The 13,058-nt window shown below is 44.6% G+C and carries 8 protein-coding genes; 7 read left to right on the top strand and 1 reads right to left on the bottom strand.

Translation table 11 applies throughout. The annotated features are described in order from the left end of the window. The first annotated feature begins 6 nt into the window (after positions 1–6). From sdhA to sucD, 7 genes are all read left to right on the top strand, one after another. Positions 7–1,905 (top strand): succinate dehydrogenase flavoprotein subunit, encoded by a 1,899-nt coding sequence (gene sdhA, locus FTU82_RS02885; protein WP_005171973.1) that lies wholly within the window; start codon positions 7–9, stop codon positions 1,903–1,905. A 14-nt stretch (positions 1,906–1,919) separates the two neighbouring features. Next, a complete protein-coding gene (locus tag FTU82_RS02880) occupies positions 1,920–2,630 on the top strand; it encodes a succinate dehydrogenase iron-sulfur subunit (protein WP_005171970.1) in 711 nt (236 codons plus the stop codon). 822 nt (positions 2,631–3,452) lie between these two features. Next, complete coding sequence (locus tag FTU82_RS02875) at positions 3,453–6,275, top strand: 2-oxoglutarate dehydrogenase E1 component (protein WP_005096285.1); 2,823 nt, start codon at positions 3,453–3,455, stop codon at positions 6,273–6,275. Positions 6,276–6,293: 18 nt separating this feature from the next. After that, positions 6,294–7,511 carry a 2-oxoglutarate dehydrogenase complex dihydrolipoyllysine-residue succinyltransferase gene (gene odhB / locus FTU82_RS02870; RefSeq protein ID WP_180085164.1) on the top strand — a complete coding sequence of 406 codons (1,218 nt, stop codon included), beginning with the start codon at positions 6,294–6,296 and terminating at the stop codon, positions 7,509–7,511. Between the two features lie 95 nt (positions 7,512–7,606). Continuing rightward, entirely contained in the window at positions 7,607–9,037 is a 1,431-nt protein-coding gene (gene lpdA / locus FTU82_RS02865) for a dihydrolipoyl dehydrogenase (protein WP_005096288.1), read from the top strand. 172 nt (positions 9,038–9,209) lie between these two features. Then, positions 9,210–10,376, top strand: coding sequence for an ADP-forming succinate--CoA ligase subunit beta (gene sucC / locus FTU82_RS02860; RefSeq protein WP_005096289.1), 1,167 nt, complete (start codon positions 9,210–9,212; stop codon positions 10,374–10,376). 12 nt (positions 10,377–10,388) lie between these two features. After that, positions 10,389–11,279, top strand: a complete 891-nt coding sequence (sucD, locus tag FTU82_RS02855; protein ID WP_005096290.1) for a succinate--CoA ligase subunit alpha — start codon at positions 10,389–10,391, stop codon at positions 11,277–11,279. 64 nt (positions 11,280–11,343) lie between these two features. On the opposite strand, the gene FTU82_RS02850 is transcribed toward sucD, so the two are convergent. Further along, entirely contained in the window at positions 11,344–12,954 is a 1,611-nt protein-coding gene (locus FTU82_RS02850) for a flotillin domain-containing protein (protein WP_180101018.1), read from the bottom strand. Positions 12,955–13,058 lie beyond the last annotated feature (104 nt).

The following is a 13,058-nucleotide window of genomic DNA, read 5'->3' as shown; positions in this document are numbered from 1 at the left end:
ACAATCATGGGCGCTATAAACCCTAAAGAAGATTACACAAATATTCCACACGAAACCTTCGATGCAGTCATCGTGGGTGGTGGTGGTTCAGGTATGCGTGCGTCTTACCAACTTGCTCAAGCTGGTTTGAAAGTTGCGGTACTGACCAAAGTTTTCCCAACCCGTTCTCACACTGTGGCAGCGCAGGGTGGTATTGGTGCATCTCTTGGTAATATGCAAGAAGATAACTGGCACTACCATTTCTACGACACAGTAAAAGGTTCGGACTGGTTAGGTGACCAAGACGCAATCGAATTTATGACGCGTGAAGCACCTCAAGTGGTATACGAATTAGAACACTTGGGTATGCCATTTGACCGTAACGCTGATGGTACAATTTACCAGCGTCCATTCGGTGGTCACTCTGCGAACTACGGTGAAAAAGCGGTGCCACGTGCATGTGCTGCTGCCGACCGTACAGGTCACGCACTTCTTCACACGCTTTATCAAAGCAACGTGAAAATGGGTACGCAATTCTTCGTAGAATGGATCGCACTTGATTTGATCCGTAACGAAGCAGGCGACGTACTTGGTGTCACTGCAATTGACCAGGAAACTGGTAAAATTGCTGTATTCCAAGGTAAAGCCACATTGTTTGCTACCGGTGGTGCGGGTCGTGTTTACCGTGCATCTACCAATGCCTATATCAATACTGGTGACGGTCTTGGCATGGCGGCGCGTGCAGGTATTCCATTGCAAGATATGGAATTCTGGCAGTTCCACCCTACGGGTGTTGCGGGTGCAGGTGTATTGTTGACTGAAGGCTGTCGTGGTGAAGGTGCAATCCTTCGTAACAAAGATGGCGAACCGTTCATGGAGCGTTATGCTCCAACTTTGAAAGACTTGGCGCCACGTGACTTCGTATCACGTTCTATGGACCAGGAAATCAAAGAAGGTCGTGGTTGTGGTCCTAAAGGTGACTATATCCTGCTTGATATGACGCATTTAGGTGCGGATACGATCATGAAGCGTCTGCCATCGGTATTCGAAATTGGCAAGAAATTCGCGAACGTGGATATCACCAAAGAACCAATTCCAGTAGTACCAACAATCCATTACCAAATGGGTGGTATTCCAACCAATATTCATGGTCAGGTTGTTGTGCCTGAGTCACGCGAAACTGAAGCGCTGGCGGCACATTACAACAAGGATACCGATGTTTATTCGACCAATGCAGCCGAACGTGATTTCACTAAGCCAGTGAAAGGTTTCTATGCAATTGGTGAGTGTTCATGTGTATCTGTACATGGTGCAAACCGTTTAGGTACCAACTCACTGCTTGACTTGGTGGTATTTGGTAAGGCTGCGGGTAAACACATCATCGATTATGTGACTAAACATCACGGTGATGAGTACGAGCCACTACCAACAACTGTACTTGAGCAAACGGTTGCGCGTATTCGTAAACTTGACGAATCCACAACAGGTGAGAATGCTCAGGAAGTTGCAGATGCGATTCGTGACATTGTTCAAGATCATGCAGGTGTATTCCGTACATCAGCACTACTTGAAGAAGGTGTAAAACAGATTCTTGCAATTGAGCCACGTGTTCGTAATATTCATTTGAAAGACAAATCTAAAGTATTTAATACTGCACGTGTTGAAGCATTAGAAGTTGAAAACTTGTATGAAGTTGCAAAAGCGACCTTAATTTCAGCTGCTGCGCGTAAAGAATGTCGTGGTGCGCATACTGTGGTAGATTTCGAATTGTCACCGGATCATGCGGATTATCCATATGGTCGTCGTGATGATGAGTGGATGAAGCACACATTATGGTTCTCTGTGGACAACCGTCTTGAGTACAAGCCAGTTCGTTACCGTCCATTGTCGGTTGACGCGATTCCACCTAAACCACGTACATTCTAATCAGGAGAATTCAGATGAGTAGAGGTACTCGTACATTTCATATCTACCGCTATGATCCTGACAAGGATAAAGCACCGTACATGCAGACTTTTAAACTGGAATTGACTGACAAGCACCGTATGTTGCTTGATGCACTTCTAGCATTAAAAGTACAAGACGAATCTTTAACGTTCCGTCGTTCATGTCGTGAAGGTATTTGTGGTTCTGATGGTGTAAACATCAATGGTAAAAATGGTTTGGCATGTCTTTGGAACCTGAACGATTTACCAAATGAAATTACTGTTCGTCCATTGCCTGGTCTTCCTGTAGTGAAAGATCTGGTGGTTGACATGAACCAGTTCTACGATCAGTACAACAAGATCCATCCATTCTTGATCAACAACCAGCCTGCGCCTCCAAAGGAACGTTTACAGTCTCCTGAAGAGCGTGAGCATCTTGATGGTCTGTATGAATGTATTCTATGTGCATGTTGTTCAACCTCATGCCCGTCATTCTGGTGGAATCCGGACAAGTTCCTAGGTCCTTCAGCATTGTTGAACGCTTACCGCTTCATCATTGACTCGCGTGATACTGGAACACAAGAGCGTTTGGCTCGTCTTGACGATCCATTCTCATTGTTCCGTTGTAAAGGCATCATGAACTGTGTATCTGTGTGTCCTAAAGGTTTGAACCCAACTAAAGCAATCGGTCACATCCGTAATATGCTTTTAGATATGGCAGGTTAATAGGCTGCTGATAGCAGTTTGGGAAAAAGCACACCACAAGGTGTGCTTTTTTTGTGCAAACCATTGAAGCAAAATAAAAAATCATCAGATAAAAATAAAGATACTATACTTAAAATGTATAAAGTTGAGTCAGGTAGTCAGGAAATGACGGGTGATGTTAAGTGCCATAGAACAAGAACATGTAATTATTTGGGGTATTTATGATTTTTAGCTGTAAAACTGACCTGAAAAATAACAAGAACGATGTTATTATATAACGGAAATTTAAGGAGGGAGTGGATTGAAAGGTTTGCTCTCTTTTTATTTATCGGAAATGCTTAGGACTTAAGTCTACATTGAATCTATTTTTGAGATAAAGCACCATAGGTTAGAGTAAAATATCTGAACTGTATTTAGCCAATTTATGAAAGGTATGTGTCAAAAAAATCAATTGAAAACTTGAGAACATGTTAGCATTTAGCCTATGACTATCTTTAGAAAATGCCATTTCAGGTACATTTTTTAAACATTGCATAACCAGGGACTGGTATATAAAGGTAGGCTTGAGTCGCTTTAGAAAAAATCTTTGTTCCTACTTGTTTTTTTCTAAGTCGATTTGCAAAAAATTGCCCGGTTTCGATCGGGTATTCAATGAGTAATGATACCGCTGAGGGGTGTTATTGTTCATTAAACATATCAAGATTTTCTTGGTGTGGTGATAACGCCTCATGGCTTATGCCTTATGGGGGACTAGTGTCATATTACCAATCTGACGCTAATAATCCTGGGTTTTGCTTAAAAAGCATCCTGAAAATGTTTTTGCAATAGGAAATGGGTCCACAAATGCAAGAAGTTGCTGACGCTCTGCGTCTTGACACTGAACTTAGCGCTGATAGTGCAGCGTATATTGAAGAACTTTATGAGCAGTATTTGACGGCTCCGGATTCAGTAGGTGCTGACTGGCAAGAATACTTCGGTAAATTCCCAAAAGGTGATCAACCACACAGTAATGTACGTGAGCAATTCCTACTTTTAGGTCGTAATTCAAGCCGTATTCAGCCTGTTGTTCAATCAACTGTCAGCTCAGAGCATGAACGTCGCCAAATTGGCGTGTTACAGCTGATTGCTGCATACCGTAATCGTGGTCACCAGAAAGCAAAACTGGATCCATTAGGTTTGGCGAAACGTGAAGTTGTGCCTGATCTAGATCTTGCTGCGCATGGTTTAACTCAGTCGGACCTAGATACGGTATTCAATACTGGCAACCTGGCGATCGGTAAAGAAGAAGCGACTTTGGCTGAGATGGTTCAGGCAATGGAAGCCACTTACTGTGGTTCAATCGGTGCTGAATACATGCACATCGTGGACACCAAAGAGAAACGTTGGATTCAACAACGTCTGGAAAGTGCACGCGGTCAATATGGTTTTAATGCTGAACAAAAGAAACATGTCCTTGAACGTTTAACCGCAGCTGAAGGCCTGGAAAAATATCTAGGTAATAAGTTTGTTGGTGCAAAACGTTTTGGCGTTGAAGGGGGTGAATCATTCATCCCGATGGTTAACGAAATTATTCAGCGTGCAGGTTCTGTTGGCTGTAAAGAAGTTGTAATCGGTATGCCTCACCGTGGCCGTTTAAACCTTCTGGTTAACATCATGGGTAAAAACCCGGCTGACCTGTTTGGTGAGTTTGAAGGTAAATCGATTCACAAGAAAGGTTCTGGTGACGTTAAGTACCATCAAGGCTTCTCTTCAAACGTGATGACCCAAGGTGGCGAAGTTCACTTGGCATTGGCGTTTAACCCGTCACATTTGGAAATCGTTGGCCCTGTGGTTGAGGGTTCGGTACGTGCACGTCAAGTACGTCGTAAAGACATTGGCGGCGATGACGTATTGCCATTAATCGTACATGGTGATGCTGCATTTGCAGGTCAGGGCGTCAACCAGGAAACTTTCCAGATGTCACAAACTCGCGGTTATACCGTGGGTGGTACAGTGCACATTGTGATTAATAACCAGGTGGGTTTCACCACTTCTGATCCACGTGATGCGCGTTCTACAGAATACTGTACTGATATCGCGAAAATGATTCAGGCGCCGATCTTCCATGTCAATGGGGATGATCCTGAAGCTGTGGTGTTCATTTCACAATTGGCACATGACTTCCGTCATACTTTCCGTAAAGACGTTGTGATTGACATGTTCTGCTACCGTCGTCGTGGTCATAACGAAGCGGATGAGCCAGCTGCAACTCAACCAATGATGTATCAAGTGATTAGCAAGAAAGCGACCACGCGTACGCTTTATGCGGATCAACTGGTACAACAGGGTGTTCTTGATCGTGCAAATGCAGATCAAATGGTTGAAAATTACCGTGCAGATCTGGAAGCGGGTAATCACGTTGCCAATGCGCTGGTACTTGAACCGAACAAGAAAATGTTTGTGGACTGGACGCCTTACTTGGGTCATGACTACACAGACGAATGGGATACGACTTTCCCGATCGAGCGTCTAAAAGAACTTGGCGCGAAAATGCGCGAACTTCCTGAAGGCTTCGTGATGCAGCGTCAGGTTGCGAAAGTGATCGATGACCGTCTGAAAATGCAAACGGGTGAAATGCCACTGAACTGGGGTGCTGCTGAAACTCTGGCGTATGCAACTGTACTAGATGATGGTTACTTGCTTCGTTTAACCGGTGAAGACGTAGGTCGTGGTACCTTCTCGCACCGTCATGCAAAACTGCATAACCAGGTCGATGGTTCAACTTATCTTCCGCTGTGTAACCTGAAAGAAAACCAGCCGCGTACTGCAATCTATGACTCATTGTTGTCAGAAATGGCGGTATTGGCATTTGAATATGGTTATGCGACGACTCTTCCTAAGAGCTTGATCATTTGGGAAGCGCAATTCGGTGACTTCGCGAACTGTGCACAGGTTGTGATTGACCAGTTCATCTCGTCTGGTGAAACCAAATGGGAACGTGTCTGTGGTTTGACCATGCTTCTTCCACACGGTTTTGAAGGTCAGGGTCCGGAACATTCATCTGCACGTTTAGAGCGTTTCTTACAGCTATGTGCTGAAGACAACATGCAAGTGATCACACCGACCACACCTGCACAGATTTATCATGCTTTACGTCGTCAAGCGATTCGTCCAATCCGTAAGCCATTGATCGTGACTTCACCGAAGTCTCTTCTTCGTCACAAACTTGCAACGTCTACGCTAGAAGAACTTGCAAACGGTAGCTTCCAGACCGTGATTGATGAAGTGGACAACATCAACAAGTCAGATGTAACCCGTCTGGTTCTGTGTGGTGGTAAGGTGTATTACGACCTGATTGAAAAACGTCGTGAAAAAGAATTGAACAATACTGCGATTGTGCGTATTGAACAATTATATCCATACCCAGAAAAACGCCTGACAGAAGTCCTTGCACAATATCCAAATGTGAAAGAACTGGTTTGGGCACAAGAAGAGCCTAAAAACCAAGGTGCTTGGTTGTTCATCGCTCCGCGTCTATATGACGATGTGATGAAAGCGGGTAAACAAGTCCGTATTAGCTACGCTGGCCGTGAAGCATCTGCTGCACCGGCTTGTGGTTCACCATATTTGCATGCAAAACAACAAGCTCAGCTCATCAACGACGCGCTTGCGATCGACGCTGAATAATCCAGGAGATTCTAAGTAATGGCAACCGAAATTAAAGCACCGGTATTCCCAGAGTCAGTTGCGGACGGTACGATCGCAACTTGGCACAAACAACCAGGTGAAGCAGTATCACGTGATGAAGTGATCTGTGATATTGAGACTGATAAAGTTGTTTTAGAAGTTGTTGCTCCTGCAGACGGTACAATTGCCTCTATCATTAAAAATGAAGGCGACACTGTACTTTCAGCTGAAGTCATTGCACAGTTTGAAGAAGGTGCTGTTTCTGGCGCTGCTCAAACTCAAGCAGTTCAGTCTGAAGAGAAAGTTGAACAAGCTGCGGCGAATACTGAAGCAGGTAATTCACCAATCGTTGAACGTCAGCAAGTACAAGACCAAGCGCCAGCAGTGCGTAAAGCATTGACTGAATCTGGTGTTGCAGCAGCTGATGTTGCGGGTACAGGTCGTGGCGGTCGCATCACCAAAGAAGATGTGGCAAACCACCAAGCGAAACCAGCTGCTCCTGCTGCTGCTGCGCCATTAAGCGTTGCTGTGGGCGAACGTATCGAAAAACGTGTTCCAATGACACGTCTTCGTAAGCGTGTTGCTGAACGTTTACTTGCAGCGACTCAAGAAACTGCAATGTTGACCACGTTCAACGAAGTGAACATGAAACCAATCATGGAAATGCGTGCTCAATACAAAGATGCGTTTGAAAAACGTCATGGTGCACGTCTTGGCTTCATGTCATTCTTTGTTAAAGCAGCAACTGAAGCGCTAAAACGCTATCCGGCAGTGAACGCATCAATCGATGGCGATGACATTGTTTATCACGGTTACTATGACATTGGTGTTGCAGTTTCATCTGAGCGTGGTCTGGTGGTTCCTGTACTTCGTGATACAGACCGCATGAACTATGCCGAAGTTGAAAACGGTATTCGTGCATACGCTGCGAAAGCGCGTGATGGCAAATTAGGCATCGAAGACATGACTGGCGGTACATTCACGATTACCAATGGTGGTACTTTCGGTTCATTGTTATCTACTCCGATCTTGAACACGCCACAAACTGCGATTCTGGGTATGCATAAAATCCAGGAACGTCCGATGGCAGTGAATGGTCAAGTAGAAATCTTGCCTATGATGTACCTTGCATTGTCTTATGACCACCGTCTAATCGATGGTAAAGAAGCAGTCGGTTTCCTTGTAACAATCAAAGAATTGTTAGAAGAGCCAGCGCGTCTTATCCTTGATCTGTAATTTATTTATTAAGAATCTTCCCTAATCCCTTTTTAAAAAGAGGGCTTAGGTCTCCCTTTTGAAGGGAGATTAAAGGGGATTATTTGGAGATAAACATGTCTCAATTCGATTTAGTCGTAATTGGTGGTGGCCCGGGCGGCTACGAAGCAGCAATTCGTGCAGCTCAACTTGGTTTCAAAGTTGCGTGTATCGAAAAACGTATTCATAAAGGCAAGCCATCTTTAGGTGGCACCTGCTTAAACGTGGGTTGTATCCCGTCTAAAGCTTTGCTTGATTCTTCTCACCGTTACGAAGATACAGTGCAGCATCTAGATGATCACGGTATTACCACGGGTGAAGTGAAATTTGATCTTGCTAAACTTTTAGCGCGTAAAGACAAAATCGTTGACCAATTGACCATGGGTATTGATGGCTTGCTGAAAGGCAACGGCATCGAATGGTTAAAAGGTACAGGTAAATTACTTGCCGGTAAAAAAGTTGAGTTCGTTTCTCATGAAGGCGAAACTCAAATTTTAGAACCAAAATACGTGATTCTTGCGACTGGTTCTGTGCCAATCAATATCCCATCTGCACCTGTTGATCAAAACATTATTGTTGACTCAACTGGCGCACTTGAATTCCAAGAAGTACCTAAACGATTAGGCGTAATTGGTGCGGGCGTTATCGGTCTTGAATTAGGTTCAGTTTGGCGTCGTCTGGGTGCTGAAGTTGTTGTATTTGAAGCAATGGATGCATTCTTACCAATGGCTGATAAAGCCTTGGCAAAAGACTACCAAAAACTGTTGACTAAGCAAGGTCTTGATATTCGCGTTGGTGCGAAAGTTTCTGGTACTGAAGTGAACGGTTCTGAAGTGACTGTGAAGTACACTCAGGGCGGTGAAGACAAGACTCAAACTTTCGACAAGTTAATCGTATGTGTAGGCCGTCGTGCTTATGCTGAAGGTTTATTGGCGGATGATTGCGGCATTAAACTGACTGAGCGTGGTCTGGTTGAAGTGAACGATTGGTGTGCAACGTCTGTGGACGGCGTATACGCAATTGGTGACTTGGTTCGTGGTCCTATGCTTGCGCATAAAGCCATGGAAGAAGGCGTAATGGCCGTTGAACGTATTCACGGTCATGCCGCTCAAGTCAACTACGACACGATTATTTCTGTCATCTATACCCATCCGGAAGCGGCGTGGGTTGGTTTAACAGAACAGCAAGCCAAAGACAAAGGTCACGAAGTGAAAACCGGTCAATTCGGTTTTGCGGCAAACGGCCGTGCAATGGCTGCTGGCGAAAATGCTGGTTTTGTGAAGTTTGTTGCTGATGCGAAAACAGATCGTCTATTGGGTATGCACGTGATTGGACCTGCTGCGTCTGACATCGTACACCAAGGTATGATTGCACTTGAGTTTGTATCTTCAGTTGAAGATCTACAGTTGATGACTTTTGGTCATCCAACTTTCTCTGAAGTGGTACACGAAGCTGCACTTGCGGTCGATGGTCGTGCGATTCATGCGATTCAACGCAAACGTAAATAAAATTAAAAAAAGAGCGGCTTAGGTCGCTCTTTTTACATTTCATGGTTGTTTTTATGGGAACAATCATCTAAAAATAAAGATAACGATTTTAAGAAATGCTGGTACTGCTTTGACGGACGTCTGGGTACTGGTGGGTTTATAACAAGGCAAAGAAGTAATAAAAGGTTATTGAATGAATTTACATGAGTATCAAGCAAAAGCGCTATTAAAAAAATATGGTATGCCGGTACAGGAAGGGATACTTGCCACCAATGCCGATGAAACGGTACATGCTTTTGAGCAGTTAGGTGGAAAGTTCGCAGTACTGAAAGCTCAGGTGCATGCAGGTGGTCGTGGGAAGGCCGGTGGTGTAAAAGTCGTTAAATCGGCTACCGAGGCTGCTGAATATGCCAACCAGATCATCGGTTCAAACCTGGTAACTTATCAGACCGATGCCAATGGTCAGCCGGTAAATAGCATTTTAGTATCTGAGGATGTTTATCCTGTTGAGCGCGAACTTTATTTGGGTGCGGTGGTCGATCGTTCAACCCGCCGCATTACTTTTATGGCATCGACTGAAGGCGGTGTTGAAATTGAGAAAGTGGCCGAAGAAACCCCTGAAAAAATTATTAAAGTTGAAGTTGATCCTTTAGTGGGGCTCATGCCATTTCAGGCTCGCGAAGTGGCTTTTGCCCTAAAACTCAAAGATGGCCAAATTAATCAATTTGTTAAAGTCATGACTGCTGCTTATCAGGCATTTGTAGACAATGATTTTGCACTTTTTGAAATCAATCCGCTGTCGGTACGTGAAAATGGCGATATTCTGTGTGTGGATGCCAAAATCGGGATTGATTCGAATGCACTGTACCGTTTGCCTGAAGTGGCTGCGCTACGTGATAAGTCTCAGGAAAATGAACGTGAACTCAAAGCATCTGAATTTGATCTGAACTATGTGGCATTGGAAGGGAACATTGGCTGTATGGTGAATGGTGCCGGTCTTGCGATGGCAACCATGGATATTATCAAGCTTTATGGTGGTCAACCTGCCAACTTCCTCGATGTCGGTGGTGGTGCGACCAAAGAGCGCGTGATTGAAGCTTTTAAAATTATTCTGGCAGATCACTCTGTGCAGGGTGTGTTGATTAATATTTTTGGTGGAATTGTACGTTGTGACATGATTGCAGAAGCAATTATTGCGGCGGTTCAGGAAGTAAATGTGACCGTTCCTGTGGTTGTTCGCCTCGAAGGCAACAATGCGGAACTGGGTGCAAAATTACTGGATGAATCAGGTTTGAAATTGATTTCTGCAAATGGTCTTGCTGACGCTGCAGAAAAAATCGTTGCTGCTGTAAAAGCTTAAGGAGTATCAATCATGAGCGTATTAGTGAATAAAGACACCAAAGTATTGGTACAGGGCTTTACAGGAAAAAACGGCACATTTCATTCTGAGCAGGCTTTGGCTTACGGCACCAAAGTTGTCGGTGGTGTAACACCGGGTAAGGGTGGTCAAACCCATCTGGAATTACCAGTATTCAATACCATGCGCGAAGCGGTGAAAGAAACTGGCGCAGATGCTTCGGTGATTTATGTTCCTGCACCATTTGTGCTGGATTCTATTGTTGAAGCGGTTGATTCGGGCATTGAGTTAATTGTGGTAATCACTGAAGGTGTACCGACCATCGACATGCTTAAAGCCAAGCGTTATCTGGAAACCAATGGTAATGGCACGCGTTTAATCGGGCCAAACTGTCCGGGCATTATTACGCCGGGTGAATGTAAGATCGGGATCATGCCGGGTCATATTCATCAGCCGGGTAAAATTGGAATTATCTCGCGCTCAGGGACTTTGACCTATGAAGCCGTAGCGCAGACCACCAAGCTTGGACTGGGTCAGTCTACTTGTATCGGGATCGGGGGAGATCCGATTCCGGGCATGAACCAGATTGACTGCTTGAAACTGTTCCAGGACGATCCTCAGACTGAAGCCATTATTATGATTGGTGAAATTGGTGGTACCGCAGAAGAAGAGGCAGCGGAATATATTCAGGCTCATGTCACCAAGCCTGTGGTCGGTTATATTGCAGGTGTTACCGCACCTAAAGGCAAGCGTATGGGGCATGCGGGTGCAATTATTTCAGGTGGTAAAGGAACTGCTGAAGAAAAATTTGCTGCCTTTGAGCGTGCGGGTATGGCATATACCCGCAGTCCTGCGGAACTTGGTTCAACCATGTTGCAAGTATTGAAAGATAAAGGTTTGGTTTGATTTATAGATTAAACATGCACTAAAAAGCTCGCAGTTGGGAGCTTTTTTATATCTCATTCTATTTTTAAGTTTTAGCCTTCAGACTCTGGGTCATACCATTAATATCACCACCCTGAATACCAAGTTCATTCATTAGGCTGTCAATTAAGGGTGCTTGGCTGCGATAACGCAGGGCGCTATTTACCACCTGATCTGACAGGGCAACATTGCCATTTTCATGATGTGCATCTGTCTGACAGGAACCGGCATGACTGCCATGCAGGCCATTGACCTGAAGAATCTTGATGTCATCAATATTTTCCATCGGTTTAACACTTTCCCGGATAATTTCAGGCAAGTATTTCAACATGGCTAGGCGAATCTGCATTTCGACCTGTTCAGGTGACAGCACATTATTGGCTTCGTTGACTGCACGGGTACCTTCTGCATCGACCTGATACTGTTTTTCCATCGCCTGAGCCAGTAGAATTTTTGCGTCCGCTTCACCTTTGGCCTTAAGACGAACCTTTTCGGCTTCAGCTTCAGCAGCAATACGTACTGCTTCGGCATCATCTGCTGCGGCTTGTTTTCCGGCTTCAGCGGCAACCGTAATCGCAATTGCATCTTTTTCTGCGTGTTCTTTGGCTGCGACCAGCTCAACCGCTTTTTGACGCTCTGCCTGCTGGATTTGGCGTACAGTGATGACTTCTTCTTCCGCTTTTACCGCTTGAGCACGTGCCTGATCGGCTTGCGCTTTGGCTTCAGATTCGGCGCGAGATTTTTCTGCAATGGCAATGGCACGATCCTGTTCGGCCAGCTCAATAGTTTTCTTTTGTTCGACTTGGGCTTTTTGAATCAGCTGCGCTTTTTGGATATTCTCATTTTCTACATCACGGGCCGCTAAAATACGCTTGAGGTCGACTTCTCGTTCAGCAGCAATTTGTGCTTCTTCTGCTTCACGTTTTTTACCGGCTTCCTGAGCAGAAATTTCAGCCAGTTGCTCGGCACGGCGAATGGCAATTTCGCGTTCCTGTTGCAGCTTGGCATATTCTTCTTCACGAATGATTTGCAGGCGCGCCTGTTCTGCTTCCAGATTTTTAGTTTTGATCGCCAGGTCGGTATCCTGCTCGATATGATTTCGCTTGCGACGACGATCTTCAATGGTTTCAGTGAGCTTGGTCAGGCCTTCAGCATCAAAGGCATTTTGTGGATTGAAATATTTAAATCCAGTTTGATCCAGGCCAGTCAGGGAAACGGTTTCCAGTTCCAGACCATTTTTATGCAAATCTTCTGAAACCACTTGTTGTACTTTTTGTACAAAGTCGACCCGTTTTTCATGCAGTTCTTCCATGGCCATTTCTGCTGCTACTGCACGCAGTGAATCGACAAATTTGCCTTCGACCAGATTTTTTAATTCATTCGGTGACATGGTCTTTTGCCCGAGCGTTTGTGCAGCTGTTGCAATTGAATCAGCAGTAGGTTTGACCCGCACATAGAATTCGGCCATGACATCCACGCGCATACGGTCACGGGTAATCAGTGCCTGATCATCTGCACGGCGCACTTCAAGACGCAGGGTGTTCATATTGACTTGAATGATTTCATGCAAGACTGGGAGCACGATTGCTCCTCCACCCAAAATCACTTTAATGTCATATTGAATTGTTAATATATTTGTTAAGTATTTAATATATATTGTTAATCTTGAAAAAATCAAAATTAACAGTTTTCTTAACACTTTTTATAAAAGTATCAGGTTCAATTAAAAAAATATCAAAAAATTTAACGCTATTTCAGAAG

Source organism: Acinetobacter sp. YH12151 (genome assembly GCF_013418355.1).
GTDB lineage: Bacteria > Pseudomonadota > Gammaproteobacteria > Pseudomonadales > Moraxellaceae > Acinetobacter > Acinetobacter pseudolwoffii.
This window is presented reverse-complemented; position numbering and strand designations above follow the sequence as displayed.